The organism is Streptomyces sp. CB09001, assembly GCF_003369795.1.
Classification (GTDB): domain Bacteria; phylum Actinomycetota; class Actinomycetes; order Streptomycetales; family Streptomycetaceae; genus Streptomyces.
Map to the genome: position 1 here is coordinate 705,652 of NZ_CP026730.1, position 26,614 is coordinate 732,265.

29 protein-coding genes are annotated in these 26,614 nt (G+C 73.6%); 12 read left to right on the forward strand and 17 right to left on the reverse strand.

The annotated features are described in order from the left end of the window. Positions 1–11: 11 nt before the first annotated feature. Both C4J65_RS03270 and C4J65_RS03275 read right to left on the reverse strand, forming a co-directional pair. Positions 12–638 (reverse strand): YigZ family protein, encoded by a 627-nt coding sequence (locus tag C4J65_RS03270; protein WP_115741010.1) that lies wholly within the window; start codon positions 636–638, stop codon positions 12–14. A gap of 71 nt (positions 639–709) precedes the next feature. Beyond that, positions 710–1,441, reverse strand: a complete 732-nt coding sequence (locus tag C4J65_RS03275) for a hypothetical protein (RefSeq protein ID WP_162832994.1) — start codon at positions 1,439–1,441, stop codon at positions 710–712. A 151-nt stretch (positions 1,442–1,592) separates the two neighbouring features. Here C4J65_RS03275 and C4J65_RS03280 point away from each other — a divergent pair, with 151 nt between their 5' ends. Then, a complete protein-coding gene (locus tag C4J65_RS03280) occupies positions 1,593–2,000 on the forward strand; it encodes a CoA-binding protein (protein ID WP_115741011.1) in 408 nt (135 codons plus the stop codon). Between the two features lie 12 nt (positions 2,001–2,012). On the opposite strand, the gene C4J65_RS03285 is transcribed toward C4J65_RS03280, so the two are convergent. From C4J65_RS03285 to C4J65_RS03295, 3 genes are all read right to left on the reverse strand, one after another. Then, positions 2,013–3,290, reverse strand: coding sequence for a VWA-like domain-containing protein (locus C4J65_RS03285; protein ID WP_162832995.1), 1,278 nt, complete (start codon positions 3,288–3,290; stop codon positions 2,013–2,015). Between the two features lie 80 nt (positions 3,291–3,370). After that, complete coding sequence (locus C4J65_RS03290; RefSeq protein WP_115741013.1) at positions 3,371–4,615, reverse strand: MoxR family ATPase; 1,245 nt, start codon at positions 4,613–4,615, stop codon at positions 3,371–3,373. A gap of 102 nt (positions 4,616–4,717) precedes the next feature. After that, entirely contained in the window at positions 4,718–6,124 is a 1,407-nt protein-coding gene (locus tag C4J65_RS03295) for a hypothetical protein (protein WP_115741014.1), read from the reverse strand. Between the two features lie 161 nt (positions 6,125–6,285). On the opposite strand from C4J65_RS03295, the gene C4J65_RS03300 reads away from it, so the two are divergent. Beyond that, positions 6,286–7,509 carry a 4-hydroxybenzoate 3-monooxygenase gene (locus C4J65_RS03300; RefSeq protein WP_115741015.1) on the forward strand — a complete coding sequence of 408 codons (1,224 nt, stop codon included), beginning with the start codon at positions 6,286–6,288 and terminating at the stop codon, positions 7,507–7,509. Between the two features lie 29 nt (positions 7,510–7,538). Here C4J65_RS03300 and C4J65_RS03305 read toward each other — a convergent pair whose 3' ends face one another. After that, a complete protein-coding gene (locus tag C4J65_RS03305) occupies positions 7,539–7,898 on the reverse strand; it encodes a metalloregulator ArsR/SmtB family transcription factor (protein WP_003977520.1) in 360 nt (119 codons plus the stop codon). Between the two features lie 105 nt (positions 7,899–8,003). Between C4J65_RS03305 and C4J65_RS03310 the strand changes: the two genes are divergently transcribed. Further along, on the forward strand, positions 8,004–9,131 hold the full coding sequence (locus C4J65_RS03310; protein ID WP_115741016.1) for a cation diffusion facilitator family transporter: 1,128 nt from the start codon (positions 8,004–8,006) through the stop codon (positions 9,129–9,131). Between the two features lie 4 nt (positions 9,132–9,135). Here C4J65_RS03310 and C4J65_RS03315 read toward each other — a convergent pair whose 3' ends face one another. Together C4J65_RS03315 and C4J65_RS03320 are read right to left on the reverse strand one after the other, a co-directional pair. Further along, positions 9,136–9,693, reverse strand: coding sequence for a YbaK/EbsC family protein (locus C4J65_RS03315; RefSeq protein ID WP_115741017.1), 558 nt, complete (start codon positions 9,691–9,693; stop codon positions 9,136–9,138). Between the two features lie 43 nt (positions 9,694–9,736). After that, the gene (locus C4J65_RS03320) at positions 9,737–10,309 is read right to left on the reverse strand and encodes an XRE family transcriptional regulator (protein WP_162832996.1); all 573 of its coding nucleotides are present in this window, start codon (positions 10,307–10,309) and stop codon (positions 9,737–9,739) included. A gap of 129 nt (positions 10,310–10,438) precedes the next feature. On the opposite strand from C4J65_RS03320, the gene C4J65_RS03325 reads away from it, so the two are divergent. Then, entirely contained in the window at positions 10,439–11,296 is an 858-nt protein-coding gene (locus C4J65_RS03325) for a DMT family transporter (RefSeq protein WP_115741019.1), read from the forward strand. A gap of 42 nt (positions 11,297–11,338) precedes the next feature. Here C4J65_RS03325 and C4J65_RS03330 read toward each other — a convergent pair whose 3' ends face one another. Continuing rightward, positions 11,339–12,142 (reverse strand): acyltransferase, encoded by an 804-nt coding sequence (locus C4J65_RS03330; RefSeq protein WP_115746276.1) that lies wholly within the window; start codon positions 12,140–12,142, stop codon positions 11,339–11,341. Positions 12,143–12,249: 107 nt separating this feature from the next. On the opposite strand from C4J65_RS03330, the gene C4J65_RS03335 reads away from it, so the two are divergent. Beyond that, complete coding sequence (locus C4J65_RS03335; protein ID WP_115741020.1) at positions 12,250–12,777, forward strand: gamma carbonic anhydrase family protein; 528 nt, start codon at positions 12,250–12,252, stop codon at positions 12,775–12,777. Positions 12,778–12,882: 105 nt separating this feature from the next. Here C4J65_RS03335 and C4J65_RS03340 read toward each other — a convergent pair whose 3' ends face one another. Both C4J65_RS03340 and C4J65_RS03345 read right to left on the reverse strand, forming a co-directional pair. Beyond that, a complete protein-coding gene (locus C4J65_RS03340) occupies positions 12,883–13,518 on the reverse strand; it encodes a DedA family protein (protein ID WP_115741021.1) in 636 nt (211 codons plus the stop codon). Between the two features lie 88 nt (positions 13,519–13,606). Next, positions 13,607–14,044: a DUF4442 domain-containing protein gene (locus tag C4J65_RS03345; protein ID WP_115741022.1), complete on the reverse strand. Its 438-nt coding sequence runs from the start codon at positions 14,042–14,044 to the stop codon at positions 13,607–13,609. Between the two features lie 84 nt (positions 14,045–14,128). On the opposite strand from C4J65_RS03345, the gene C4J65_RS03350 reads away from it, so the two are divergent. Together C4J65_RS03350 and C4J65_RS03355 are read left to right on the forward strand one after the other, a co-directional pair. Continuing rightward, positions 14,129–15,097: a hypothetical protein gene (locus tag C4J65_RS03350; protein ID WP_115741023.1), complete on the forward strand. Its 969-nt coding sequence runs from the start codon at positions 14,129–14,131 to the stop codon at positions 15,095–15,097. Between the two features lie 77 nt (positions 15,098–15,174). Then, positions 15,175–16,200, forward strand: a complete 1,026-nt coding sequence (locus tag C4J65_RS03355; protein WP_115741024.1) for a hypothetical protein — start codon at positions 15,175–15,177, stop codon at positions 16,198–16,200. A gap of 30 nt (positions 16,201–16,230) precedes the next feature. Here C4J65_RS03355 and C4J65_RS03360 read toward each other — a convergent pair whose 3' ends face one another. From C4J65_RS03360 to C4J65_RS03370, 3 genes are all read right to left on the reverse strand, one after another. Next, entirely contained in the window at positions 16,231–17,076 is an 846-nt protein-coding gene (locus C4J65_RS03360; RefSeq protein ID WP_115741025.1) for a fused MFS/spermidine synthase, read from the reverse strand. Between the two features lie 73 nt (positions 17,077–17,149). Further along, entirely contained in the window at positions 17,150–18,328 is a 1,179-nt protein-coding gene (gene tuf / locus C4J65_RS03365) for an elongation factor Tu (RefSeq protein WP_115741026.1), read from the reverse strand. A 275-nt stretch (positions 18,329–18,603) separates the two neighbouring features. After that, positions 18,604–19,326, reverse strand: a complete 723-nt coding sequence (locus C4J65_RS03370; RefSeq protein WP_115746277.1) for a DNA alkylation repair protein — start codon at positions 19,324–19,326, stop codon at positions 18,604–18,606. Between the two features lie 49 nt (positions 19,327–19,375). Between C4J65_RS03370 and C4J65_RS03375 the strand changes: the two genes are divergently transcribed. After that, positions 19,376–20,152, forward strand: coding sequence for a TVP38/TMEM64 family protein (locus C4J65_RS03375; RefSeq protein ID WP_115741027.1), 777 nt, complete (start codon positions 19,376–19,378; stop codon positions 20,150–20,152). 40 nt (positions 20,153–20,192) lie between these two features. On the opposite strand, the gene C4J65_RS03380 is transcribed toward C4J65_RS03375, so the two are convergent. Continuing rightward, positions 20,193–21,362: a thiolase family protein gene (locus tag C4J65_RS03380; protein WP_115741028.1), complete on the reverse strand. Its 1,170-nt coding sequence runs from the start codon at positions 21,360–21,362 to the stop codon at positions 20,193–20,195. A gap of 135 nt (positions 21,363–21,497) precedes the next feature. Between C4J65_RS03380 and C4J65_RS03385 the strand changes: the two genes are divergently transcribed. From C4J65_RS03385 to C4J65_RS03395, 3 genes are all read left to right on the forward strand, one after another. After that, entirely contained in the window at positions 21,498–21,971 is a 474-nt protein-coding gene (locus C4J65_RS03385) for a helix-turn-helix domain-containing protein (RefSeq protein ID WP_115741029.1), read from the forward strand. Positions 21,972–22,120: 149 nt separating this feature from the next. Further along, positions 22,121–22,996 (forward strand): undecaprenyl-diphosphate phosphatase, encoded by an 876-nt coding sequence (locus C4J65_RS03390; protein ID WP_115741030.1) that lies wholly within the window; start codon positions 22,121–22,123, stop codon positions 22,994–22,996. 63 nt (positions 22,997–23,059) lie between these two features. Beyond that, the gene (locus C4J65_RS03395) at positions 23,060–23,239 is read left to right on the forward strand and encodes a hypothetical protein (protein ID WP_115746278.1); all 180 of its coding nucleotides are present in this window, start codon (positions 23,060–23,062) and stop codon (positions 23,237–23,239) included. Positions 23,240–23,312: 73 nt separating this feature from the next. Here C4J65_RS03395 and C4J65_RS03400 read toward each other — a convergent pair whose 3' ends face one another. After that, on the reverse strand, positions 23,313–24,053 hold the full coding sequence (locus C4J65_RS03400) for an SDR family oxidoreductase (RefSeq protein ID WP_115741031.1): 741 nt from the start codon (positions 24,051–24,053) through the stop codon (positions 23,313–23,315). Positions 24,054–24,202: 149 nt separating this feature from the next. Between C4J65_RS03400 and lnt the strand changes: the two genes are divergently transcribed. Beyond that, on the forward strand, positions 24,203–25,777 hold the full coding sequence (gene lnt / locus C4J65_RS03405; protein WP_115741032.1) for an apolipoprotein N-acyltransferase: 1,575 nt from the start codon (positions 24,203–24,205) through the stop codon (positions 25,775–25,777). Here the strand turns inward: lnt and C4J65_RS03410 are convergent. After that, positions 25,701–26,606: a Gfo/Idh/MocA family oxidoreductase gene (locus C4J65_RS03410; protein WP_115741033.1), complete on the reverse strand. Its 906-nt coding sequence runs from the start codon at positions 26,604–26,606 to the stop codon at positions 25,701–25,703. The two genes, lnt and C4J65_RS03410, sit on opposite strands and share 77 nt — an antisense overlap. Positions 26,607–26,614: the final 8 nt, after the last annotated feature.

Consider the following 26,614-nt stretch of genomic DNA (forward strand, 5'->3'; position numbering starts at 1 on the left):
TGTCCGTCTCGTCAGGCGTCGCCGTACGCCTCCCCGCCCAGTTCGAACCCGGCCGATCCGGCGGTGGCGTCCGCGAGCCAGGAGCGGAAGGTGTCCACGTCGGCCTCCGGCAGGCCGACCTCGATGGTGACGGCCTCCGCGTACCGCTCGTCGCGCACCGCGCGGCCCGCGGTGCGCAGGTCGTTCTGGAGCTTGCCGGCCCGCTGGTGGTCGACGGTGATGGTGGCCAGGCGGAACCGGCGCCGGGTGAGGGTGCCGAGGTCGTCCAGGGCCTCGCCGACCGCGCCGCCGTAGGCGCGGATGAGGCCGCCCGCGCCGAGCTTGACGCCGCCGTAGTAGCGGGTGACGACGGCGACGACGTACCGCATGTCGCGGCGCAGCAGCATCTGGAGCATCGGGACGCCCGCGGTGCCGCCCGGCTCGCCGTCGTCGCTCGCCTTCTGGACCCCGGCGTCGGCGCCGATGACGTACGCCCAGCAGTTGTGGGTGGCGTCCGCGTGCTCCTTGCGCACGCCCGCGACGAACGCCTGGGCGTCCTGTTCGGTGGCGGCCGGGGCGAGGGCGCACAGGAAGCGCGAGCGGTTGATCTCGGTTTCGTGCACACCTGCGCGGGCGACCGTGCGGTACTCGTCCTGCATCCGGCCAGCCTATGCGCTCGCCCTGCCGCGCTCCCCGGGGGCGTCGGCAAGGCACCCGGCGGCGCCCTCGGTCACGGCGGGGACCCGACGTCGCGGGTGAGGTGGAGGCCGAGGAACCGGTCGGCGTACGCGCAGATCTCGAACCGGGCTCCGTCCGGAAGGTCCGGGTCGGTCTCCACCTGGCGCAGGACGCGCAGCACACCGGGCGTGTCCAGGTCGTCCTCCCAGGCCGCCCGCAGCCGGTCGCGCATCTCGCCCGGGACGGGGCGCGAGGGGCGCCGGGCCCAGCCGGCGACCGCGCGGCGCAGCCCCGCGAGGGTGGCGCGGGCCTCGTCCAGCGCGGTCGCGTCGAGCTCCACGCGCGCGTGGTGGTGCCGTTCCAGCAGGGCCAGGCGCACGGCGTCGGGGTCGGCGAGGTCGGGAGCGGCCGGGTGCACGGGGGCGACGGCGACCGTGGCCACGTCCCGGGCGTCCCCGCCCTCGCCCGCGGCCTCCCCTTCGCCCACGACGCGGACGCCCTGCCCGGTGCCCGGTCCGGGTCCGGCGGCGCCGTCCTCGAAGGGCCGGATGCCGAGGGCGGCGGCGTCCTTGCGCGGCCCGTCCCGCTCCGCCGTGCCGGTGAGCACCGCCCACGCGGGCGTGCTGTCGAGCTCCAGGGCGCGCACCAGGAGGTCCGCGACCATCAGCACGCGCAGGGCGGTGGCGTCACGCCCCGGCACGTGCGCCTCGACACGGGTCGGCGCCCGGCGGGCTGGGGCGGCGGGGGCGGGTTCTCCGGTCCGGGCGTCGATGATGCGCAGCACGAGGCGAGCGTAGGCGCGGGGGCGCGGTGATGCACAGGGGCGCGCGCTCGCCGCCCTCTCCGGCCGTGGGGGAATCCCGGCACGTCGCCGTCCGTTGTCCCGACCGGGTGGCCCGACCCGCGGGCCACCAGGGAGCACGAGGAGGCCGCCGGTGTACGGCGACGAGGCAACCGTCCGCAAGATCCTCACCGAGCTGGGCGACACCTGGGCCGTGGTGGGCCTGTCGAACAACCGGCAGCGCGCGGCGTACGGCGTCGCCGAGGTGCTGCAGCGCTTCGGCAAGCGCGTCGTGCCCGTGCACCCCAAGGCGGAGGCGGTGCACGGGGAGCAGGGGTACGCCTCGCTCGCGGAGATCCCGTTCGACGTGGACGTCGTCGACGTCTTCGTCAACGGCGAACTGGCCGGACCGGTCGCGGACGAGGCGGTCGCGAAGGGCGCCCGGGCGGTCTGGTTCCAGCTCGGTGTGGTCGACGAGGCGGCGTACGGGCGGACCCGGGCCGCGGGCCTGGAGATGGTGATGGACCGGTGCCCGGCGATCGAGATCCCGCGACTGGGCTGATCGCGCCGGGGCTCACCGGCCGGCGCCCGGACCGGACCCGATGACCACCACGCGGGCCCAGGCGGGCGGTGCGTCGGGGACGTAGTCGGGGTCGTCCTCGTCCCAGGAGCCGCCGGTCCGTTCCCGGGGGAACAGGCCCACCACCGTCCGGCACGCCGGGCGCGTGTCCGGCCAGGGCGTCTGCCCGTCGGTCAGCACCACGACGGCGTCCGGTGCGGGGCGCGCCCCGAGCGCCTTCGCGAAGCCGGTGCGCAGGTCCGTCCCGCCGCCGCCCACCAGCTCGATCCCTTCGTCCCGGCACAGCGAGTGCGCGAGGCGGGCCGCCGCGTCGCAGGGCACCACGCTCACCAGGTCGCGCCGGCCGCCGACGGCGCGGGCGATCGCGGCGACCTCCAGGAGGGCGCTGCCCAGTTCGGCGTCGCTGACCGATCCGGAGGTGTCGATGACCACGGCGACCCGGGGCGGTCTGCGCCGCAGGCTGGGCAGCACCACCCCGGGTGTTCCCGCCGAGCGGCGCGACGGCCGGCCGTACGTGTAGTCCTCGCCCGCGCCGCCCGAGGAGGTCGCCGAACGGACCGCCGCCCCCAGCAACTCGCGCCACGGCTGCGGCGGGTGGAACACCTTCTCCGCCCATCGCCGCCAGCCCTTCGGGGCGCTCCCCGGGGCGGCGCTGATGCCCCGGGCCACCCGGAAGCGCACCGCGTCCCGTTCCTGCTCGCTGAGGCCGTCCGCACCGTCCGGGCCGAGGTCCCATTCCCGGTCGAGGCCGTCGGCACCGCTGCCGCAGTCCAGCCAGGCCAGGCTCTCGGTGAGCCGCCCGAGCCGGAACCGGCTCAGGTAGTCCTCCATGAGCTGCCCGTCGGGCAGTTGCAGGAACGCCGGATCGACCGCGCCCTCCGGACGGACCAGTCCGTCGCCGAACACGTCGTCGTTGATCTCGCAGTCCGCGGCGATGTTCATCCGCAGCCGTTCCGCCGGGCCCGTCAGCCCGCGCTCGCGCGCCACCCGGTCGCTGCGTCCGTGGTGGTCGCGCAGCAGGTGCGAGACCTCGTGCACCCAGACCCCGGCCAGTTCCTCCACGGGTGTGCGGTCCACGAAGACCGGCGAGGCGTAGCACCGCCAGTACCGGTCGACGGCCATCGTCGGCACCCTGAGCGACGGGACGACGTGCAGGGCGAACAGCGCCGTCGCCAGATAGGGCCGGGCCCGGGCGGCCTGCAGCCGGGCCGCGAAGAGCTTGTCGAGGTCGATTTGCACCCGGTCCGGCTCGGCCGTCGCCGTACTCCGCATCGGCGTACTCGACGTCGGCGTACTCGGCACAGCCCCGGGCTGACGCGCCGGGGGCGTCGGCTTCATCGGCTTCATCGGCTTCATCGGCCCGTCTTCGCGGTGCCCGCGAGCCGTGCCGCCGCACGGTCGGCGGCGCGGTCCGCCCGCCGTGAGAGGGACATGGCTCCGGCGAGCCGATCGATCGTGGCAGGGATGTCCCAGTCCTGCTGCCGCAGCGTGGCGAGCGTCGTCGCCGGGACGACCACGACGTCCGGGGCGCCGGTCTCCATCGCCCGGGCCAGCAGCGCCCACGCCGAGTCCCACCGGGACTTCTCCGGCCGTTTGCGCACCGCGGCCACCACCCCGTCCAGCACGGCCTGGCGGAGGTCTCCCCGTTCGGGCAGTACGGCACCCGCCGGGTCGGCGAGCAGCGTCTCCGGGTCCGGGAGATCCATCCGGTCCAGGCTCGCCATCAGTTCGAGGCCGGGACCGTCCCCTACCGTCCCCCGCACCAGCAGGGAGAGCACTTCCCTGGACGAGCCGGCCGCGGTCGCGAAGGCGATCAGGCACAGGGTCATCTCCCAGCTCCGGGGCGACGGCCAGGCGCCGCCCCGGCGTGTCTCGCCGCTGGGCAGCCGGTGCACGAGTCCGGGGCGGGCGGTGAGGAACTCGCACACCGCACGGCGCGCGTAACGCACCGCCTCGTCCAAGCCGGCCGGGTCCAGACTCGGCAGGGCCGCCCGGGGCCAGGTTCCGCCAAGGCCCCGTACGACGACGTCCTGGTCGTGGGTCCACTGGAGATGGACGAACCGGTTGGCCAGGGGCGGGCTCAGTTCCCAGCCGTCGGCCGCCGAGGACCGCGGGTTGGCCGCGGCCACGATCCTGACGCCGGGCGGCAGCCGGAGCGCGCCGATCCGCCGTTCCAGGACGAGCCGGAGCAGCGCCGCCTGCACGGCGGGCGGCGCGGTGGACAGCTCGTCGAGGAACAGCAGTCCCCGGCCGGCCCGCACCAGGCGCACGGCCCAGTCCGGCGGGGCCATCGGAACGCCCTGTTCCGCGGGGTCGTCGCCGACGACGGGCAGCCCGGAGAAGTCGGACGGCTCGTGCACGCTGGCGATCACGGTGGTCAGCGGGAGGTCCAGGGCGGTGGCGAGCTGGGTGAGGGCCGCGGTCTTGCCGATCCCCGGCTCTCCCCACAGCAGCACGGGGAGGTCGGCGGCCACGGCCAGGGTGAGTGCCTCCAGTTGGATGTCGGGCCGCGGTTCGGTGGTCGTGTCGCGCAGCAGCGTCAGCAGTTCACCGGCGACGTCGAGCTGGGAAGGAATGGCGGGAGAACATGTCGTCATGTGTCATCACCTGAGGTGTGGTAGCGGGAGGGGCTGGTCGCGCGAGGAGTGCGGCGCGGAGAGGTCGGTACGGAGAGGTCGGCGCGGGCGGAGCGTCCGCGGTCAGTCAGAGGTGGCGTGGCGCGGGCGGGAGCGGCCCTCGCGGGGCCGGCGCCGGTGCGGGGCGACGCGTCCCGGAGCGGGCCCGTCGAGGCCCGCGCGGAACAGCCCGTGGGTGATCCGCCGCAGCGCGGCGGCCTCCAGGTCGTCCCGCAGGTCGCCGTCGCGCAGGCGGGCGGCGGGTCCCAGCAGGGCTTCGACGGCGGCGAGGGCACCGGAGGTGTCCCCGTGGTTGAGGCGTTCACGGATGTCGGGGAGGCACTCCGGACGCCGGTGCGCCTCGTCGATGACCTGGAAGCAGGGCAGCGGCGTGCCGGTCAGCGCGGCGAGCAGTTCCTCCCGCCGGATCTCGGCCGGATCGTGGTCCAGGGCCGCCAGCGTCCCGTCGACGAGGCCGATCCGGTGCCTGGCTCCCCGGCAGTCCACCATCCGCGGGCCCGCCACCGGGTCCGGCGTCCGGAGCCGGGCGGCCGGTATCTGGCCCGGCACCAGTGCGGGGGCGACCAGCGGGTGCAGCCGGCCGGCCTCGATCGCACCGGCGCGGACCAGTTCCAGGTCCGGCAGCACCCAGGTGGCCGCGTCGGGGAGCACCGGCAGCGCGGACCGGGCGCCGCCGGTGGGCACCGCGACGATCCGCGGGGGCGTGGCCGAGGACGTTTCGTCCGGGTCCGGTTCCAGCGCGAGCCGCTGTCCGGAGCCGACCCGCACGACGACCGTCCCGGAGCTGGTGCCCTCGGCCCGGAGCAGGATCCGTGCCTCGGCTTCCCACCGGCCCAGGGCCCAGCCCTGTCCCGGCGGCACCGCTTCCCCCGGGCTCGCGGGTTCGGGCGGGGCGTCGGCGGACGGCGGCAGGTCGGCGCCCGAGCGCACGCGCAGCTCAGCGGTTCTGCGCGCGTCCCACAGGTGGCGGTGCAGGTCGAGCCGGAAGCGCCTGCTCGGCCGGGGATGGGGGTGCCGTGCGGCACCCGCGTGCGGACCCGAACCGTCCCACAGGGCCAGGCTGATGCGCTGACCGCCGTCCGCGCGGGCGGGCGGGGTACGGACGACGAGATGCACCGGAGGTACGCCGTCGCACCCCTCGGTGGCGTACCGGGCCAGGGTGAGCGTGAGGCCCGGGCGCAGCAGCCCGTCCGGGGCGATTCTCGGCATGTGCCAGCGCAGCAGGTCGGGAGCGAGGTGCCGCAGGTCGGTACGGAGCCGGGCGGCGAGAGCGCGGCCGTGGGTGCGGGCCACGGAGCGCAGGTCGAGGTCGACGTCGACGGACGCGGCGGCGCACGCGCCCGCCCAGTCCCCGGCACGACGGCGGGCGGTCGCGGTCTCGATCATGGGGGGCGGCACGGCGAACTCGCGCACGCGCTGCCACAGGGAAAGGCGGGAGTCGGAGTCCCCGTTCGCGAAGTGAGTGGCCATCAGCTCTCACCTTGCGCGGACGGGTCCCCCAATCTGCCGACAGGAGGAGTAGTCATCGCGGGGAGCATAGCTCCGGCACTCGGGACCCGCCAGGTGTTTTCCCACGGCGAGGGCCGTCGAGACCGTTCCCGCGGGGCGCGCAGCACCGACATAATGGCCGCGTGAGCGCACCCGCCCCCCGCCCCAACTCCGCGGCACCACAAGGCTTTTCCGTTGTCGTGGTGGGCGCGGGTCCGGCCGGTCTGACCGTCGGCAACATCCTGCGCGCCGCGGGTGTCGACTGTCTGGTGCTGGAGACCGGGACCCGCGAGGTCGTCGAACACCGGCCACGGGCAGGGGTCATCGAGGAGTGGGCCGTGCGCGGGCTGGAACGGCGTGGACTGGCACGGACCCTGCTGGAGCGGGCGCAGGCCCACACCGAGTGCGAGTTCCGGTTCGCCGGGGAGCGGTACCGCTTCGGGTACACCGAGCTGACGGGGCACCACCACTTCGTCTACCCGCAGCAGTTCTTGGTGACGGACCTGGTGCGGGAGTACGCGGACGTGCGCGGCGGGGAGATCCGGTTCGGCGTCCGGGACGTGCGCCTGCACGGTGCCGGGTCCGCCCGGCCGTCGGTGTCGTACGTGTGTCCCGACTCCGGCGAACGCCGGGTCGTGGAGGCGGACTTCGTGGCGGGGTGCGACGGTGCCCGCGGCGTGACGCGCGCGTCGCTGCCCGCCGGACGGGCCCGCCTCGCCCGTCACGACTACGGCGTCGGCTGGCTGGCGCTGCTGGCCGAGGCGCCGCCGTCCTCGGACTGCGTGGTGTTCGGCATGCATCCGCGCGGGTTCGCCGGGCACATGGCACGCAGCCCCGAGGTGACCCGCTTCTACCTCCAGTGTCCGCCGGGCGACGACCCGGAGAACTGGCCGCACGAGCGGGTCTGGGCCGAACTGCGGGTACGGCTCGGCGCGGCGGGCGCACCGCCGCTCGTAGAGGGGCGGCTGATCGAGAAGCGCGTGCTCGACATGCACAGTTACGTGGTCGAGCCGATGGCCTTCGGGCGGCTCTTCCTGGCCGGGGACGCGGCACACCTGACCGCGCCCATCGCCGCCAAGGGGCTGAACCTCGCCCTGCACGACGCCTTCCTGCTCGGCGACGGGCTGGTCGCGTCCCTGACGAAGGGCGACGGCTCCGGACTGGCCGGGTACTCGGACGCGTGTCTCGCCCGGGTGTGGGACTACCAGGAGTTCTCCCAGTGGCTCGCGGAGATGTACCACGGCACGGCGTCGGGGGATCCGTACCGCGCGGGTGCCGCGCTGGCCCGGCTGCGGCGCCTGTTCTCCGCACCGGCCGCGGCGGCGGAGTTCGCCGAGCGGTACCTCGGCGTACGGACCACCGGCTGAGCCCCTGGGCAGCCGGGACGGCAGGTGGCTCAGTCGTGCAGTGGCCGGTCTCCGAGCCGGTGGTCGGCCACGTTCAGCGCCTCGTCGACCAGGCGGCGCAGATGTCCGTCGCGCAGTGAGTACACCACCCGGCGTCCCTCCTTGCGGGTGCCGACCAGCCCCGCGAGGCGCAGGCGGGCGAGGTGCTGGCTGACCGCCGGGCGGGCCGCCCCGCAGGCCTCGGTGAGGGTGGTGACGTCGGCCTCGCCGCCGGTCAGGGCGTGCAGCAGGGTCAGGCGGGTGCGGTCGCCGAGCAGCGCGAGGATCTCGGCGGCGAGGGCGAACTGCTCCTCGCCCGGGGTACGCGGGTGCGCATCGTCCGCAGGTGACAGGTGCATGCGTGCGCTCATACGCACATAATGGCGGGACGGACTGCGCGCGTCCACCCGTCGCGCCGACACACCGGACACCGGAACGCACCCGGCACCGGGAACCGAGCACCGGAAGGGGCACCCATGAGCGACCCGCACCGGCACCACCACGATCACCACCACCACGATCACCACCAGGACGAACACGGCCAGGACGAACACGACCAGGACGCGCACCGTCAGCACGACCACACCCGCCACGACGGCTCCCCCGCCGTCCGCCGGCGCCGGTTCGCGCACCGCCTCGCCCACCGGCTCACACCCCATTCCCACGAGAGCGTCGACAAGCTTGACCCGGCCCTGGAGGCGTCGGCCCGCGGACTGCGCGCGCTGTGGGTGTCACTGGCGGTGCTCGGCGCCACGGCGCTGGCACAGGCGGTCGTGGTCGTGGTCTCCGGATCGGTGGCACTGCTCGGGGACACGGTGCACAACACCGCGGACGCGCTGACCGCCGTGCCCCTGGCCATCGCCTTCCTCCTCGGCCGGCGCGCGGCCACCCGGCGCTTCACCTACGGCTACGGGCGGGCGGAGGACCTGGCGGGCATCGTGATCGTGCTGACGATCACCGCGTCCGCCGTCTTCGCGGCATGGACGGCGGTCGACCGGCTGCTCGATCCGCGCCCCGTCGCGCACGTCCCGGCGGTGGCCGTGGCCGCCCTGGTCGGTTTCGCCGGCAACGAGTGGGTGGCCCGCCACCGGATCCGCGTGGGCCGGGAGATCGGCTCGGCCGCACTGGTGGCCGACGGTCTGCACGCCCGCACGGACGGCTACACGTCCCTGGCCGTACTGCTGGGCGCCGGGGGTGCGGCACTGGGGTGGCGGCTCGCCGACCCCGTCGTGGGGCTGGCGATCACGGCCGCGATCGTACTCGTCCTGCGGGACGCGGCACGCGAGGTGTTCCGGCGGCTGATGGACGCCGTCGACCCGGCGCTGGTGGACCGGGCCGAGCGCGTACTGGGCGAGGTTCCCGGCGTGCGCGGGGTGGGCGAGCTGCGGCTGCGCTGGATCGGGCACCGGCTGCGCGCCGAGGTGGCCGTGGTGGTGGACGGCGAGGCGACGGTCCGCGAGGCCCACCGCATCGCCGTGGCGGCCGAACACGCCCTGCTGCACGCGGTGCCGCGGCTTTCCGCCGCCCTGGTGCACGCCGACCCGGCGCCCTCGCCGGGCGAGGCGGATCCGCACCTGGCGCTCGCCCACCACGCCTCCGCGTGACGGGTCAGGCGACGCCCAGCCCATCCAGCACCTCGGCACCGGGCAGCTCCGCGAAGGCCTTGCCCGGCACGAGCAGCTTGCCGCGCCGGCGCCCGCTGCCGACGAGGACGTACGGCAGGTCGACGACGGCCGAGTCCACCAGCACGGGCCACTCGGCGGGCAGGCCGACCGGGGTGATGCCGCCGTACTCCATGCCGGTCTCCCCGGTGGCCGTGTCCATCGGCGCGAAGGAGGCCTTGCGCGCCCCGAGACGACGGCGCACGACACCGTTGACGTCGACCCGGGTGGTGGAGAGGACCACACAGGCGGCGAGCGTCGTGCCGCCGCCGCGCTTGCCGGTGACCACCACGCAGTTGGCGGACTGTTCGAGCAGCTCACGGCCGTAGTGCTCGACGAAGGTGGCGGTGTCGGCCCAGTCCGGTTCGGTGTCGACGTAGAGGATCTGGTCGGCGGGTACTGTGCCGCTCCAGTGGCGCACCGCGTCGGCGACCGGGCGGGTCAGTGCGTCGAGGCGGTCCGGGGCGGGCATGGCGCTGTCGAAGTTCCCGATGGGTGCGTGCATGGCGGCACGCTAACAACTGCCGGAGTCCCAAAGAACGGCCGTCTCAGCGGACGGGCGGCACCGAGACCGCCATGATCATCTCCATCGGAGCGTCGCCGTCGTTGCCGTACGTGTGCGGGGTGTCGGACTCGAAGGAGGCGCTCGCACCCGTGGGCACGCGGTGGGTGACCCCGTCGACGGTGAGGGCGAGTTCGCCGGTGGTGACGTGCACCAGTTCGACGGTGCCGGCGGGGTGCGGGTCGGAGAGGCTGCTCTCGCCGGGCATCAGCCGCCATTCCCACATCTCCAGCGGGCCGGGCGCCTCCACCCCGGCGAGCAGCCGGCTGAAGCTGCCGGCGTCGGTGTGCCAGAGGCGGACGGCCTCGTCGGCGGGGACGACGCGGACCGCGGGCCCCTGCTCCCAGTCGAGCAGGGTGGTGATGCTGACGCCCAGGGCGTCGCCGATCTTCACGACGGTACCGAGGCTGGGGTTGGTGCGGGCCTGCTCGATCTGGATGAGCATGCCGCGGCTGACACCGGCGCGCGCCGCCAGCGCCTCCAGGGTGAAGCCGCGTTCGCCGCGCCAGCGCTTGACGTTGCGCGCCAGGGACTGGGTCAGGAGGTCGAGGTCCGCCACGTTCCGTCCAGGGACTCGTACAGGTGCGTACAGGTGCGTACATTATTTTGGATGACATGGTGCAGCAGGTTGAACTATGGTCTGCTGCACCCGAAGGTCCACCGAACTGTACTGCGAGGCGACCGGATCATGACACCGCTGTTCGCCCTGGCCACCAGCGTCCTGTGGGGCCTGGCCGACTTCGGCGGCGGGGTGCTGACCCGGCGCACCCCGGCGCTCACGGTGGTCGTCGTCTCGCAGACGATCGCGGTCGCGGTCCTCGGTGTGGTCGTGGCCGCGACCGGCGCCTGGAGCGAGGCGTCGCCGCACCTGTGGTTCGCGGTCGCGGCGGGCCTGGTCGGGCCGGTGGCGATGCTCGCCTTCTACCGGGCGCTGGCCATGGGCCCGATGGGCGTCGTCTCGCCGCTCGGTTCGCTCGGCGTGGCCGTCCCGGTGACCGTGGGTCTCGTCCTGGGCGAGCGGCCCGGACCGCCACAGCTCGCCGGGATCCTGGTCGCCGTGGCCGGGATCGTGCTGGCCGGTGGACCGCAGCTGCGGGGCGCACCCGTACAGCGGCGGGCCGTCGTCCTCACGCTCGTCGCCGCGATCGGCTTCGGCGCGGTGATGGCCCTCATCGCCGAGGCGTCGGCCACGCTCACCGGTCTCTTCCTCGCCCTGTTCGTGCAACGCGTCACCAACGTCGCCGCGGGCGGACTGGCCCTGTGGGTGTCCGTCCGGCGGGGCGCCGCCGCGCTGCCCGAGCAGGGCCTCCCCCTCACCGCGCTGCCCGCCCTGGCCTTCGTCGGACTCGCCGACGTCGCGGCCAACGGCACGTACTCGATCGCCGCCCAGTACGGCCCGGTCACGGTGGCCGCCGTACTGGCTTCCCTCTACCCGGTGGTGACCGCGCTGGCCGCCCGGGGGTTCCTGAGCGAACGGCTGCGTGCCGTGCAGGCGGCCGGTGCGGGCCTGGCACTGGTGGGCACGCTGCTGCTGGCGACGGGCTGAACCCGGTGCCCGCTCGGCGCTCGTGCCGGCACTCGTGTCCGTTCAGCCCTCCGCGGCCGGTTCCGCGAGCCTGCCCGCCGCCCGCTCCGGGTCGTCCAGCCCGGCGAGACGGGCCACCGCCTCGTCGTCCAGCTTCGACAGCTCCCGCAGCTGCCCCGGCGTGATCCCGTCGGGGATCGGCACCGGAGCCGGGGTCCGCAGCGGCGGCTGCCAGCCGTCGGCGGGTGTCCAGCGCCGTACGACGCGGGCGGGGGCGCCCGCCACCACGGCGTGGTCGGGGACCGTCCCCCGGACCACCGCACCGGCGGCCACGACCACGTTCCGCCCGATCCGCGCGCCGGGCAGGATCACCGCGCCGGTGCCGATCCAGCAGCCGGGGCCGATCTCCACCGGGTCCATCCGCGGCCACTGCTTGCCGATGGGCTGGTGGGGGTCGTCGTAGGAGTGGTTGGTGGAGGTGACGTAGACGTAAGGGCCGACGTAGCAGTCGCTGCCGATGGTGACGGTGGTGTCCGCGATGACGTGACTGCCGCGGCCGAGGACGACCCCGTCGCCGATGCGCAGGATCGGTTCCGGTCCGAGGTCGAGGTCGGGCATGAGCCCGGCGGTCAGCGTGACCTGCTCGCCGATGATGCAGTGCGCGCCGACATGGATCCAGGGCTCGCCGAAGACCGTGCCGAGCGGGAAGGCGAGCCGGGTGCCCGTGCCCAGCGCGCCGAAGCGGAACCGTCCGGGGTGCGCGGCGGTGACGGAGCCGGTGCGCTGCACCCAGGCCCAGCCCGCGTGGACGGCCTTCTGCGCGAGGCGGCTCCGCCAGGACGAGAACGTGTTCTTGCGCTTCGGCACCCGCTCACGGTAGTCCGCGTGCGGTGCGGCCATGCCGTGCCAGGGCTGTGATCTTCACCCCACCGGGTGGCGTACGGTGCCGTACAACACCCGAGCAGGAGGCGAAGATGACGCAGAAGGCGCTGATCACGGGCATCGGCGGCAAGGACCCGAAGGTGGACGCGGAGGCCTTCGTGGCGCCGACCGCCTCGGTCGTCGGGGACGTGACGCTGCACGCCGGGGCGAGCGTCTGGTACGGCGCGGTGCTGCGCGGCGACGTCGAGCGGATCTCCGTCGGCGCGAGCAGCAACGTCCAGGACAACTGCACGCTCCACGCCGACCCGGGCTTCCCCGTCACCGTGGGCGAGCGCGTCTCCATCGGGCACAACGCCGTGGTGCACGGTGCCACCGTCGAGGACGACTGCCTGATCGGCATGGGCGCCACGGTGCTCAACGGCGCGGTGATCGGCGCCGGTTCACTGGTCGCGGCCCAGGCCCTGGTCCCGCAGGGCATGCGGGTGCCGCCGGGGTCACTGGTCGCGGGGGTGCCGGCGAAGGTGAAGCGGGAGCTGACGGAGGAGGAGCGTCAGGGGGTCACGCTGAACGGCACGATGTACGCGGCGCTGGCCGGGCAGCACGCTCAGCTCCGCGGGTGAACAGGGGGGCTGCGGACCGTACGCCGGCCGCGGGCCCGGTTGTGGCTGGTCGCGCCCACACGGCGGAGCCGCACATCGACACGGCCCCGCGCCCTTCGGGGCGCCTCACTCCCCGGCGGTGACGGGCTCGGGCTCCGGCTGTGCCTTGCCCGCCCTGCGCTTGACGATCAGCATGGACGCGACGCCGATCAGGACCGCCACCACCAGGCCCAGCCAGGAGAAGCGCTTGAGCCAGTCCTCCGCGACCACGCCGACGTAGTAGATGACGGCGGTGGTGCCGCCCGCCCAGACGACGCCGCCGAGGACGTTGGCGATCAGGAACTTCCAGTACGGCATCCGCAGCACACCGGCCAGCGGGCCGGCGAAGATCCGCAGCAGGGCGACGAAGCGGCCGAAGAACACGGCCCACATGCCCCACTTCTGGAAGGACCGCTCGGCGGTGGCGACGTGCCCCTCGCTGAAGTGCCTGGGGAACTTCCTGCCCAGCCAGGCCAGCAGGGGCCGGCCGCCCTTGCGGCCGATGGCGTATCCGATGGAATCGCCGATCACCGCGCCCGCGCTGGCGCAGGCGCCGAGGACCAGCGGATCGATCCCGCCGTGCTGCGACGACAGCAGGGCCGCCGACACCAGGATGATCTCGCCGGGCAACGGGATGCCCAGACTCTCCAGACCGATGACCAGCGCGACGACGGCGTAGACGGCCACCGCGGGCACCGTGTCGAGCCATTCCTGGACGTGCAACGCCCCACCCTCCGCTTCGCGAACCTGTTCCCCGTTCCCGGTGCGCCTCGATCGAGGCGCACCGGGAAGCGTACCGGGTCGGCGGGGGTCAGCTGTTGGGGCGCAGGGTCCATATGACGGTCATCTCACCGGTGACGGCTCCGTCCTCGCGCTGGATGGCGACGCTCACGGGGAACTCGGGCCGGCTGCCCGCGTCCAGTTCGGCGACGACATCCGCGGCGGGGCGGCCGAGTGTCGCGGTGGCGGTGACCGGGCCGAGGGCGATCTTCTTGAAGGCGATCTCCGCGGTGACCGGCAGCGGCACCGCCCGGGAGAGCTGGTCGCCGAAGGCGGCCAGCACGATGGCACCGCTGGCCGACTCGCCCAGCGTGAACATGGCTCCGGCGTGCGGTCCGCCGACGTGGTTGCGGTACTCGCTCTGGTCCGGAAGGGCCAGGACGGCCTTCTCCGGGGTGGTCTCCAGGTACTCGAGGTTAAGGGTCCGGACCATCGGCACCGTGGCGGCGAGCAACTCGCCGATCGACATCTGATCTGCGCTCATGGAAGCAGGTTACCCGCGAGTAGCATCCAGGGCCAGGTATCCGTGAAGATCGCCGTAGGCTGTGCGCCCATGTGGCCAGGAGAGCAGTCATCCACCGGTGGACCGGACCCGCGGCAGCCCAACCCGTACCGGCAGCCCGGTTACCAGCAGCAGCCGTACGCGGGACAGCAGCAGCCCGCGCCCTGGAACGCCCCCACCGTCGCGTGCGGCGGGCCGGCCGGCGGACCGTCCGGCCGGGGGTCGGGCAACGGCCGTACCAAGGTGGTGGCGATCCTCGCCGCCGCGGTCGTGGTGGTCGCCGCGGCGGTGACCGGGGTGGTGCTCCTGGGCGGCGGCGAGGACGACGGGGCGCGGCCCGGCCCCACCACCTCCTCCCCGTCCGCTCCTTCCGCGTCCACGTCCACGTCCGACGACCCGCGCGGCGGTGACGACAGTCCGAAACCCACCGTCGAGGGCTGGACGGTCGTGGCCAACCCCGGCCACGGCATCGCCTTCGACGTGCCGGCCTCCTGGGTGCCGCAGTCGCGCGACTGGGTGACCTACGTCGCCGAGGACGACGACCCCGACGAGAAGCCCCTGGTCGCCATGAAGGCCCCCGCCGTCCTGAAGGAGCAGTGGTGCGGGTCGGACGGCGACCGGGACGGCTCGGTCGAGTACACGCCCCTGGCCAGTGCGGGCACCCGCGGCAACAACGGCGCGCGGAGCACCGAGGAGATCGCCCGGACCGACTCCGCGACCTGGGTCTACGGGGCCTTCACCCAGCCGGACCGGGAGAAGGTCTCCACGGGGCCGGTGACGTCCTTCACCACCGCATCCGGCATCGAGGGCAGCCTGGCCACCTCCCGGTCGTCCGGGGTGACGAAGAAGGGCAAATGCGACGTGAACGGCAAGGCGACCACCTTCGCGTTCAAGTCCGCCGACGGCGACTTCGTGTCGTGGTCGTTCTTCGGAGCCGCGGGCGTCGCCGACGAGGTGGCCGACTCCACCGTGCGCAGAATTCTGGCCACCGTCCGGGAGTACACCCCTTCGGAGGCCTAGACTTTCCGGGTTTCGGTACGTCCCTGACAAGGGCCGGTGACCGAATCGTTTCCTGGGCGGCATTAGGGTGACTGCTCATGTGGCCAGGACAGCAGCCGCCCGGGGGCGAGCAGAACCCGCAGGACAACCCGTACCAGCAGCCGGGGTACCAGCAGCCGAATCCGTATCAGCAGCCCGGCTACCAGCAGCAGCCCGGCGCATACGGGCAGCAGCAGTGGAGCACGCCGCAGCCGCCCACTGTTCCGCAGCCGGCCACGGGCGGGGGTGGCGGCGGTGGCGGCAACCGGACCAAGCTGGTCGCGATCGTCGCGTCCCTCGCCGTGGTCGTGGCCGCGGGCGTCACCGGCTTCCTGGTGCTCGGCGGTGACAAGGACGACCAGGCGGACGACGGCAAGGACAAGAAGACGTCCGCGAGCCCGACCGTGGAGAAGTCCGAGTCCCCCGCCGCCGACCCGAGCGCGTCGGGCTCCGACGAGAACCCGCGCGGGGGCGAGGGCGCGAAGGCCACCGTCGACGGCTGGAAGGTCGTCGCCAACCCGCGCTTCGGCACCATGTTCGACGTGCCCGCGGACTGGGAGATCGACAGCACCGACACCAGCGTCGGCTTCGAGTGGGAGGAGGACGGGAAGACCGACCGCACCACGGTCACCGCTCCGGCCTACCTGAAGTCCGAGTGGTGCACGACCGACGAGAACAAGGACGGCCGCAAGGAGACCACCGCGCTCGCCACCACGGGCACCCGCGGCGAGAGCGGCGCCAAGACCACCGACCAGGCGGCCGAGACGCGGGTGCCGTGGTGGATCTACGGCGGCTACACCGAGCCGGACAAGAAGAGCGTGAAGTACGGCAAGCCGAAGCCGTACACCACCGCGTCGGGCATCAAGGGGAGTGTCATCACCGCGCACTCGGAGGGCGCTCCCAAGAAGGGCAAGTGCGACACCGAGGGCAAGGCGATCACCTTCGCGTTCCAGAACAGCGCGGGCGACTTCGTCACCTGGAACCTCTACGGCCCCAAGGGCGTCAAGGAGGAGATCCCGGAGGCGACGGTCCAGAAGATCCTCAGCACCGTGCGCCTCACCGAGGAACCGCCGACCGAGTCGTAGCGCACCCGTGCGGCAGGGCCGGTGCGCCGCTCAGCCGATGCCGAACGCCCCGGCCGGCGGCTCGGGCGACGGTACGGCGTCCTCGTCCCGCACCGGACGGGCGTCGCCGACGAAGTCCCGCAGGGCGGGCCCGTGCTCGACCCTGGCCGGGAAGGCGTCGGCGGCGGTGCGCCGGGCCAGCGCGGCGGTGTCCAGCGGCCGGTGCGCGGCGACGAGCACCGCGTTGCCGAAGCGGCGCCCGCGCAGCACCCCCGGTTCGGCGATCAGCGCCAGCTCCTCGAAGAACGCGGCGAATCCGGCCAGTTGACCGCGCAGGAAGCCGAACGGCGCCCCGTCGGCGAGGTTGGCCACGTAGACACCGTCGGCGCGCAGGACCCGGGCCGCCTCGCGCACGTAGCCGAGGGACGTCAGGTGCGCGGGCACGCGTGAGCCCCCGAAGACGTCGGCGACCAGCACGTCGGCCGAGTCCGCGGGGGCGGCCGCCAGCCAGGCGCGGGCATCGGCACCGTGGGCGGTGATGCCCGCGTCCGGCGGCAGCGGCAGGTGCTCGGCGACCAGGTCGAGCAGGCCCCGGTCGGCCTCCACCACGTCCTGCCGCGAGCCGGGCCGGGTCGCGGCCACGTACCGGGGCAGGGTGAACGCGCCGCCGCCCAGGTGCAGGACGTCCAGCGCGCGCCCCGGCCCGGCGACCGTGTCCAGGACGTGGCCGAGCCGGCGCGTGTACTCGAACTCCAGGTGCGCCGGCTCGTCCAGGTCGACGTACGACTGCGGCGCCCCGTCCACGGTGAGCAGCCAGGCCCGTGCCCGGTCGACGTCGGGCATGAGCTTGGCGGTGCCGTGGTCCGTGACCCGGCTGACGGGTATGGCTTCGTTCACCCGCCCATTGTGCCGGTGCCCGGCGGGGCGCCCGCTCCACCGCGCTCACTCCACCGCGCTCACTCCACGGCGGTCACTCCACCGCGGTCACGGTCCCCGCCCCCACGGTGCGGCCGCCCTCGCGGATCGCGAAGCCGAGCCCCGTCTCCAGCGGCACGTCCCGCCCCAGCTCGACCGTCATGGTGACGGTGTCCCCGGGCCGGGCGACGGCCGCCTCGCCGAGGTCCACGTCGCCGACCACGTCCGCGGTACGGATGTAGAACTGCGGCCGGTATCCGGTGGTGAGCGGCGTCGAGCGCCCGCCCTCGCGCGCCGACAGCACGTACACCCGGGCCCGGAAGCGCCGCGCCGGCACGACGCTGCCGGGTGCGGCGACCACGTGCCCGCGGCGCACCGTGTCGCGGGCGACCCCGCGCAGCAGCAGCGCCACATTGTCCCCGGCCTGCGCCTCCTGCATCGGCTTGCCGAAGGTCTCCAGGCCGGTGACGACCGTCTCGACGGACGCCCCGAGCACCTCGACCCGGTCCCCGACGCGCACGGTGCCGCGCTCGACGGCGCCGGTGACGACGGTGCCGCGGCCGGTGATGGTGAGCACGTTCTCCACCGGCAGCAGGAACGGCGCGTCCAGGTACCGCTCGGGCATGGGCACGTAGGTGTCCACGGCGTCGAGCAGCGCCTCGACGGAGGCCGTCCACCGCGGGTCGCCCTCCAGTGCCTTCAGCCCCGAGACCCGTACGACGGGCACGGCGTCCCCGCCGTAGCCGTGCGCGGTGAGCAGTTCGCGTACCTCCAGCTCGACGAGGTCGGTCAGTTCCTCGTCACCCGCGTCGGCCTTGTTGAGCGCGACCACGATGTGGTCGACGCCCACCTGCCGGGCGAGCAGCACGTGTTCGGCGGTCTGCGGCATGATCCCGTCCAGCGCGGAGACGACGAGGATCGCCCCGTCGAGCTGGGCGGCGCCGGTGACCATGTTCTTGACGTAGTCGGCGTGGCCGGGCATGTCGACGTGCGCGTAGTGCCGGGTGTCGGTCTCGTACTCGACGTGCGCGATGTTGATGGTGATGCCGCGCGCCGCCTCCTCCGGGGCGCGGTCGATGCGGTCGAACGAAACGTACTGGGTGGTGCTGCCGGCCCCGCGCTCGGCGAGGACCTTGGTGATGGCGGCGGTCAGGGTGGTCTTGCCGTGGTCGACATGGCCCATCGTGCCGATGTTCAGATGCGGTTTGGTGCGGACGTACGCCGTCTTGGACATGGCGGTACCTCGAAGCCTCGTGGCGGTGGTGGGGACCCCTGGGGCCGGCCGACCCTCCCCCTGCGGGGTCCGCCGGACGATCCGGGGAGGGTCAGCTTCGGGCGCCGTCGACTGCGGCGGTGAAGTGGGCGACGGCAGCCTTCGGGGCATCCGCGACCGCGGATGCTGCGAGGTGGAAGGCGTACCGGAACATGAGGCAGATCATTGCCGACGCTTCGTCGCACGTCGAATGGTTTTTGATGGAACGGCCGTTCGAGAGCGGTACCGGTCCGGCGCTACGGGCCGATGGTCCGCAGCGCCTCCCGCGCGGACAGCGGCGCGAGGCGCGCGCGGTGCTCGGCCACGAAGGCGCGCACGGCGTCCGGGGCGGTCTTGGCGTATTCGCGCAGGCACCAGCCGACGGCCTTGCGGACGAAGAAGTCGCCGTGGCCGGACTGGCGCAGGCAGTAGCCGAAGAGGCGGTCCGTGTCGGTGCGTTCCTTGTAGCGCAGCTGGTGGAGGAGCGCCGTCCGCACCAGCCAGAGGTCCTCGTCCTCGATCCAGGCGTCCATGTCGGCCGTGAGGTCGCGGTCGGCGGTGACCAGTCCCCCGACGACGTGCGCGGCGAGCAGGTCGACGGTGTCCCACCAGGGGACGGTGGTGAGCAGGTGCCGGACCACGGGCAGGAATCCGGACGAGCAGTGCTTCACGTACCGGCGCAGGTAGTCGACGGCGAAGTAGTGGTACTCGCGCTCGGGCAGCCGCCAGCAGCGCAGCGCGACTGCCGTGCAGTCCGGCTCGTCCGGGCGGGGCACCCCTGCCAGCACGGTGCCGGACAGGGAGCGGCGAACGGGCGAGGTCATGCCCAGGAACGGCGCCACGTCCTTCATGTACGCCCGGAGTCCGACGGCCCGCCCGGGGTCGGCCGCGGCGGGGTATTCGACGGTGAGCCGCTCGAGTACCGTGTCGGCGAGGGCGCTGTGCGGCGCGTCCGGAATCGGCCGGGCTGTGACGCTCATGAGACGCACCATACGGCGATCACACACATGTGTCGGTTAGTGTCACCGGATGCTCGATGCCACCACCCGCTCTGGGGGCACCGCCACGGTCTCTCCCCGGACCGCCGCCGCCGAACTCGCCGTCGCCGCCGCAGGACCGGTCGCGCCGACCGGCTTCGCCGCGCGTGTGACGAGAGTGCTGCTGTCTCCGTGGTCCCGGCTCTCCCTGCTCGTCGCCCTGCTGGCCTCGGCCGCGACGACGGTGGTGCTGTTCCAGCCGCAGCAGTTGCTGACGAACGGCTGGCCGCCCCAGCTCGGGGGCGCCGCGGCGGCCGTCGCGTACGCGGTGGCGTACGGGCTGTGCACGGTCGCCTTCGTGCCGCGACCGCTGCTCAACCTGGCGGCCGGCGCCCTGTTCGGCTCACAGCTGGGGCTGGCCTCCGCGCTCGCGGGGACGGTGCTCGGCGCCGGGGTCGCCTTCTGTCTCGGCCGGGTCCTCGGCCAGGAGGCGCTGCGTCCGCTGCTGCGGGGCAAGTGGCTGAAGGCCGCGGACGGCCAGCTGAGCCGGCACGGCTTCCGGACGATGCTGGCGATGCGGCTGTTCCCGGGGGTGCCCTTCGCCGCGTCCAACTACTGCGCGGCCGTGTCCCGCATGGGCCTGCTGCCCTTCCTGCTGGCGACGGGGCTCGGTTCGATCCCCAACACCGCCGCCTACGTCGTCGCGGGCGCCCGCGCCTCGACGCCGACCTCCCCCGCCTTCCTGATCGCGCTGGCCTGCATCGCCCTGCCGGGGCTCGCGGGTGCGGTGGTGGCCTGGCGCAAGCGGCACCGGCTGCGCGGGCGCTGAGCGGGAGCCGAGCGGGGGCTGAGCGGGTACTGACGAGGCGTTACACCGCTTCCAGGATCATGGCGTTGGCGAGACCGCCCGCCTCGCACATGGTCTGCAGGCCGTAGCGGGCGCCGCGTTCGTGCAGGGCGTGGACGAGGGTGGTGGTCAGGCGGGTACCGCTCGCGCCGAGGGGATGGCCGAGCGCGATGGCGCCGCCGTGCACGTTGACCTTGTCCAGGTCGGCGCCGGTCTCCTGCTGCCAGGCCAGTACGACGCTCGCGAAGGCCTCGTTGACCTCGAAGAGGTCGATGTCGCCGAGGGAGAGGGACGCCCGGCGCAGCACCTTCTCGGTGGCCGGGACGACGCCGGTGAGCATGAGCAGCGGGTCGGATCCGGTCACGGCGAAGCTGTGCAGCCGGGCGAGGGGCCGCAGGCCGAGGCGGGCGGCGGTGTCGCTCGAGGTGATCAGCACGGCCGAGGCACCATCGTTGACCGGGCTGGCGTTGCCCGCGGTGACGTTCCACTCGATCTGCGGGAACCGTTCGGCGAAGGCCGGGTCGTGGTAGGCGGGCCGCAGTCCGGCGAGGACCTCGACGCTGCTGGCCGGACGGACGCACTCGTCGCGCGACACCCCGTCCAGCGGCGCGATCTCCGCGTCGAAGCGGCCGGCGGCGTAGGCGGTGGCGGCCTTCCGGTGCGAGGAGACGGCGAACGCGTCCATCCGCTCCCGGCTCAGTGACCACTTGGCGGCGATCAGTTCGGCGCTGATGCCCTGCGGGACGAGCCCGTCCGGGTAGCGGGCGGCGACGCCGGGACCGAAGGGGTCGGCGCCGGGCGGCACGTTCGACCACATCGGGACCCGGCTCATGGACTCGACCCCGCAGGCGACGACGAGGTCGTAAGCCCCGGCCATGACACCCTGCGCGGCGAAGTGGACGGCCTGCTGGGAGGAGCCGCACTGCCGGTCCACGGTGGTCGCGGGGACGGACTCGGGGAAGCCCGCCGAGAGCAGGGCGTAGCGGGTGGTGTTCATGGCCTGTTCGCCGACCTGGTCCACGGTGCCGCCGATGACGTCGTCGATCAGCGCCGGGTCGACCCCGGACCGCTCGACGAGGGTGCGCAGGGTGTGCGCGAGGAGTTCCACGGGGTGGACGTGGGCGAGGGCGCCGTTCGGCTTTCCCTTGCCCATGGGGGTGCGTACGGCTTCCACGACGACTGCGTCACGCATGGTGCGGGCCTCCGGTGGTCGGTGGTCGGCGAACTGCCGGTGCGGAACTACCAGTGAGTAGGAAATCTGGACTCACCATAGCCCTGTGAGTTGGAAATTCAAACCCTCACCTGGTTCTCGCCTAGACTGGCCGTCATGGCCGCCGCTCCCAAGAACCCGCGCCCCTGCTCCATCGCCGACACGCTGGCGCTCGTCGGCGAGAAGTACTCGCTGCTGGTCCTGCGCGAGGTCTGCCTCGGCAACGGCCGCTTCGACCAGCTGGTGCGCAACACGGGCGCTCCCCGCGACATCCTCGCCACCCGGCTGCGGCGGCTCGTCGACGCGGGGATCCTGGACCGGCGGCCGTACAGCGAGCGGCCGCAGCGCTTCGAGTACCGGCCGACCCCGGCGGGCCTCGAGCTGGAGCCGGTCCTGATGACCCTCATGGCATGGGGGGACCGGCATCTGCACGCGGAGGGCGACCGGCCCATGGTGATCGAGCACCGCTGCGGCCGGGAGCTGGTCCCGCAGGTCACCTGCCCCGCGTGCGGCGACACCGTCCGCCACGAGGACATGACCGCCCATCCGCAGGTCCCCGGCTGGACGGTGACGGGCCCCGCGGCGGCGTAGGCCCGCTCACCCCCGTCGTCCGGGGTTCATTTCGGGGCGCTACGCTGCCCCACGGCACGCCAGGTCCCGATCACCGCACGCGACGGTTCGGCGTGTCCGCCGACCGTTTCACGCCGTTCTCCGATCGCCACTTGGACTGACTCAACTCCATGTCTTGGTTTGAATCCCTCGTCCTCGGACTCGTCCAGGGACTGACCGAGTTCCTCCCCGTGTCCTCCAGCGCGCACCTGCGGCTGACCGCGGCGTTCTCCGGCTGGCACGATCCGGGCGCGGCCTTCACGGCGATCACGCAGATCGGCACCGAGGCAGCGGTCCTCATCTACTTCCGCAAGGACATCGGGCGGATCATCTCGGCGTGGACGCGCTCGCTCACCGACAAGTCCATGCGCCACAACCCCGACGCGCGCATGGGCTGGCTGGTGATCGTCGGCTCGATCCCGATCGGCGTGCTCGGCCTGACGCTGAAGGACCAGATCGAGGGCCCCTTCCGCGACCTGAGGATCACCGCGACGATGCTGATCGTCGTCGGCGTGATCATCGGCATCGCCGACCGGATGGCCGCCCGGGACGAGAAGGGCGGCCGGCACCGCGCTCCCCAGCAGCGCAAGGAGCTGGAGAACCTGGGCGTGCGGGACGGCCTGATCTACGGCCTGTGCCAGGCGGCGGCGCTCATCCCCGGCGTCTCGCGCTCCGGCGCGACCATCAGCGGCGGCCTCTTCATGGGCTACCGGCGCGAGGCGGCCGCCCGGTACTCGTTCCTGCTCGCGATCCCCGCGGTGCTCGCCTCCGGCGTGTTCGAGCTGAAGGACGCGATGGAGAGCGACCACGTCTCCTGGGGACCGACGCTCTTCGCCACGGTCATCGCCTTCGCCACCGGGTACGTGGTCATCGCCTGGTTCATGAAGTTCATCTCCACCAAGAGCTTCATGCCGTTCGTCTGGTACCGCATCGCGCTCGGCATCGTCATCATCGCCCTGGTGGCGACGGGTGCCCTCAGCCCGCACGCCGCGGAGTCCTCCGGCTGACCGGAACCGCTTGTGTAGCCGTCCGGTAGCGCAGCGTCAGTGCTTGCCCCTAGGCTGGTCCGCATGTCCCCCGATTACGTGACGCCTGGTTCCGTGCGGTCCGCCGCGGAGCTGAACGATCAGATCCGCGCGCTGTGGCGGCGCGCGGGCGGGACCCTGTCGGCGCAGGAGCGTGTGGAGTACGAGTTGCTGGTGGTCGAGTGGGCGAACGCGATCCGCGCGAAGGTCATCGAGGCGGCCTGAGCCGCGGGGCCGCGCCGGTGCGCGGCCCGGCCCGTCCCCGGACGCCCCCCGGCCCCCGGACCCCGGACCCCGGTCAGCGTCCGCCCGCCACCCGGAGCACCGTCCCCGTCGCGTACGACGCGTCGGGCGACAGCAGCCAGGAGATCGCCGCCGCGATCTCCTCCGCCCGGCCCGCACGCCCCATCGGCACCGCCGCCCCCATCCGGGCCGCCCGGCCGGCGTCCCCGGCCGCCGCGTGCATCTCGGTGTCGATCACCCCGGGCGCGACGGCGTTGACCCGGACCCCGTCCGGGCCGAGTTCCTTGGCCAGGCCCAGGGTCAGCGCGTCGACACCCGCCTTGCTCGCCGCGTAGTGGACGTACTCCCCCGGGCTGCCGAGGGTCGCGGCACCCGACGACACGTTCACGATCGCACCGCTCCCCCGCGGCGTCATCAGTCGCGCGGCCCGCCGGGAGCACAACAGCACGCCCAGCAGGTTGACGTCGAGGACCCGGCGCAGGTCCGCGGTGTCAAGGTCGGCGAGCCGCCCCAGCGGGCCGGTCACGGCGGCGTTGTTCACCAGCCCCGTCACCGGTCCCAGCCGTTCCTCCGCCACGTCGAAGAGCCGCTCGACGTCGGCCTCGACGGACGTGTCCGCGCGCACCGCGACTCCGCGGCCGCCCGCGTCGCGCACCCCTGCCACGACCGTCTCGGCCGCCGTCGAGTCGTGCGCGTAGCCCACGACGACGTCGTGGCCGTCCGCCGCGAGGCGCAGACAGGTCGCCGCTCCGATCCCCCGGCTGCCGCCGGTGACCACCGTGATGGGCCGTGTCATGAGCTACCTCCGGTTTTTGATCGATCATCGATCATCCTAGGGGAGGCCTCACGAGCCGGGCACGCTTCGGTGTGATCAACTGAATTCGCCCTCGTCGCGGGCGCACACTGTACGGATCACCGGGTAGGGATCACCGTAGGGAGGAGTCCATGAAGACGCTCGACCGCTGGCTCGCCTCCCGGTGGCGACGCTCGTGCCTCGCCGTGCTCGCCGGCGCCCTGCCCGTGCTCGCCTTCCCGGGCCCCGCCCTGTGGTGGTGGGCCTGGTTCGCACTGGTCCCCTGGATCCTGCTGGCCCGTACCGCACCGGGCGGGAAGCGGGCGGCGTACGACGGGTGGTGCGGCGGGTTCGGGTTCGTGCTGGCCATGCACCACTGGCTGCTGCCGAACCTGCACGTGTTCACGTTCGTCATCGCCGCGCTGCTCGGCGTGCTGTGGGTCCCGTGGGGCTGGCTGGTGCACCGGACAGTGGGCGGGGCGCCGTCCTCCGGCCGGGTCGCGGCGGCGCTCGTCGTCCTGCCGTCGGGCTGGCTGCTGGCGGAACTGGTCCGCTCCTGGCAAGGACTGGGCGGCCCCTGGGGGATGCTCGGCGCCAGTCAGTGGCAGGTGGCCCCGGCGCTGCGGCTGGCCTCGGTGGGCGGCGTGTGGCTGCTCAGCTTCCTGGTGGTGGCCGTCAACGTCGCCCTCGCCGTTCTCGTCGCCGTGCGCCGGGCGAGGGTGCCCGCCCTGGCGGGGCTCGTCGCCACGGCCGCGGCCACCTCGGCCGCCTGGGTCTGGTCGCCGCGCCCCGGCACCGACGAGCGGGCCGCGATCGCCGTGGTGCAGCCCGGCGTCGTCGCCGGGGCGGACAGCGCCGACCGGCGGTTCGACCGCGAGGAACAGCTCACCCGGCGGCTCGCGGACCATGACCTCGACCTGATCGTCTGGGGCGAGAGCAGCGTCGGGTTCGACCTGGACGACCGGCCGGATCTCGCCCGGCGGCTCGCCGCGCTGTCCCGGGAGACCGGCGCGGACATCCTGGTCAACGTGGACGCGCGGCGCTCCGACAAACCCGGCATCTACAAGAGCTCGGTGCTCGTCGGCCCCCAGGGCCCGACCGGCGACCGGTACGACAAGATGCGGCTGGTCCCCTTCGGCGAGTACGTGCCGTTCCGTTCGGTGCTCGGCTGGGCCACCTCCGTCGGCAAGGCGGCTGGCGAGGACCGCAGACAGGGCACCGAGCAGGTGGTGATGGACGTCGGCGACGGCCTGCGGATCGGGCCGATGGTCTGCTTCGAGAGCGCGTTCCCCGACATGAGCCGCAGCCTCGTCGCCGACGGCGCCGAGGTACTGGTCGCCCAGTCCTCGACCTCGACCTTCCAGCACACCTGGGCACCCGAGCAGCACGCCTCGCTCGCCGCGCTGCGCGCCGCCGAGACCGGCCGGCCGATGGTGCACGCGACGCTGACCGGCGTCTCCGCCGTCTACGACGCGAACGGCGCCCGGATCGGCTCCTGGCTCGGCACCGGCGCGAGCACCTCGCGGGTGTACGAGATCCCCCTCACCCACGGCACCACGCCGTACGTCCGCTACGGCGACTGGACGGTGTACGCGGCGCTGGGGATCCTCGCGGCCTGGGGCGCCGCGGAGGGCGTACGGACGGTGCGGCTCAGGCGGAACCGTCCAGCACGGCCCGGACCACCCGCTCGCACAGCTCATGGGTCGCCAGCGCGTCCCGGGCACTGAGCACCTCGCCGGACCGCACCGCGTCCAGGAAGGCGAGCACGGCCTGCTCGATGCCGCGTTGCCGGGCCACGGGGACCCAGTCGCCGCGCCGTCGCACGGTCGGCTGACCCTTGTGGTCGATCACCTCGGCGAGGTTGACCACCTGGCGCTTGGTGTCCTGGCCGGACACCTCCAGGATCTCCTCCGCCGAGCCGCTGAGCCGGTTCATCACGCCGAGCGCGGTGAAGCCGTCCCCGGCGAGCTGGAGGACGACGTGGTGCAGCAGGCCGTCCTCGACCCGGGCGCGCACGGTCACGTCGTCGACCGGTCCGGGCACCAGGAACCTCAGCGTGTCGACGACGTGGATGAAGTCGTCGAGGATCATCGTGCGCGGGTCCTCGGGCAGTCCGGTGCGGTTCTTCTGCATGAGGATCAGCTCGCGCGGGTGCTCGGCGCACTGCGCGTACCCGGGCGCGTGGCGCCGGTTGAAGCCGACGGCGAGGCTGGTGCCGCGCTCCTCGGCGAGGGCCACCAGTCGCTCGGAGTCGGCCAGTTCGTAGGCGAGGGGCTTGTCGACGTAGGTGGGGACGCCCGCGTCCAGCAGGCGGGTCACGATCTCGGGGTGGGCGGCCGTCGGCGCGTGCACGAAGGCGGCGTCCAGGCCCTGGGCGAGGAGCGCGTCGAGGTCGGCGTGGCGCTGCGCCGACGGGATGCGCAGCTTGTCGGCGACCCGGGTGAGGGTGGCGGGGGTGCGGGTCTGCAGGTGCAGTTCGATCCCGGGGAGGGCGGCGAGCACCGGCAGGTAGGCCTTCTGCGCGATGTCGCCGAGTCCGATGCAGCCGACCTTCACGGGATGTG

Bases quoted from the DNA above. Each gene is read 5' to 3' on its own strand.
- C4J65_RS03390 (WP_115741030.1), top strand. From the start codon at position 22,121: ATGTCTTGGTTTGAATCCCTCGTCCTCGGACTCGTCCAGGGACTGACC.
- C4J65_RS03370 (WP_115746277.1), bottom strand. From the start codon at position 19,326: ATGAGCGTCACAGCCCGGCCGATTCCGGACGCGCCGCACAGCGCCCTC.
- C4J65_RS03400 (WP_115741031.1), bottom strand. From the start codon at position 24,053: ATGACACGGCCCATCACGGTGGTCACCGGCGGCAGCCGGGGGATCGGA.
- C4J65_RS03295 (WP_115741014.1), bottom strand. From the start codon at position 6,124: ATGGCCACTCACTTCGCGAACGGGGACTCCGACTCCCGCCTTTCCCTG.
- C4J65_RS03355 (WP_115741024.1), top strand. From the start codon at position 15,175: ATGTGGCCAGGACAGCAGCCGCCCGGGGGCGAGCAGAACCCGCAGGAC.
- C4J65_RS03375 (WP_115741027.1), top strand. From the start codon at position 19,376: ATGCTCGATGCCACCACCCGCTCTGGGGGCACCGCCACGGTCTCTCCC.
- C4J65_RS03385 (WP_115741029.1), top strand. From the start codon at position 21,498: ATGGCCGCCGCTCCCAAGAACCCGCGCCCCTGCTCCATCGCCGACACG.
- C4J65_RS03315 (WP_115741017.1), bottom strand. From the start codon at position 9,693: ATGCACGCACCCATCGGGAACTTCGACAGCGCCATGCCCGCCCCGGAC.
- C4J65_RS03350 (WP_115741023.1), top strand. From the start codon at position 14,129: ATGTGGCCAGGAGAGCAGTCATCCACCGGTGGACCGGACCCGCGGCAG.
- C4J65_RS03345 (WP_115741022.1), bottom strand. From the start codon at position 14,044: ATGTCGATCGGCGAGTTGCTCGCCGCCACGGTGCCGATGGTCCGGACC.
- C4J65_RS03325 (WP_115741019.1), top strand. From the start codon at position 10,439: ATGACACCGCTGTTCGCCCTGGCCACCAGCGTCCTGTGGGGCCTGGCC.
- C4J65_RS03290 (WP_115741013.1), bottom strand. From the start codon at position 4,615: ATGACGACATGTTCTCCCGCCATTCCTTCCCAGCTCGACGTCGCCGGT.
- C4J65_RS03310 (WP_115741016.1), top strand. From the start codon at position 8,004: ATGAGCGACCCGCACCGGCACCACCACGATCACCACCACCACGATCAC.
- C4J65_RS03380 (WP_115741028.1), bottom strand. From the start codon at position 21,362: ATGCGTGACGCAGTCGTCGTGGAAGCCGTACGCACCCCCATGGGCAAG.
- C4J65_RS03395 (WP_115746278.1), top strand. From the start codon at position 23,060: ATGTCCCCCGATTACGTGACGCCTGGTTCCGTGCGGTCCGCCGCGGAG.
- C4J65_RS03305 (WP_003977520.1), bottom strand. From the start codon at position 7,898: ATGAGCGCACGCATGCACCTGTCACCTGCGGACGATGCGCACCCGCGT.
- C4J65_RS03285 (WP_162832995.1), bottom strand. From the start codon at position 3,290: ATGCGGAGTACGGCGACGGCCGAGCCGGACCGGGTGCAAATCGACCTC.
- lnt (WP_115741032.1), top strand. From the start codon at position 24,203: ATGAAGACGCTCGACCGCTGGCTCGCCTCCCGGTGGCGACGCTCGTGC.
- C4J65_RS03335 (WP_115741020.1), top strand. From the start codon at position 12,250: ATGACGCAGAAGGCGCTGATCACGGGCATCGGCGGCAAGGACCCGAAG.
- C4J65_RS03270 (WP_115741010.1), bottom strand. From the start codon at position 638: ATGCAGGACGAGTACCGCACGGTCGCCCGCGCAGGTGTGCACGAAACC.
- tuf (WP_115741026.1), bottom strand. From the start codon at position 18,328: ATGTCCAAGACGGCGTACGTCCGCACCAAACCGCATCTGAACATCGGC.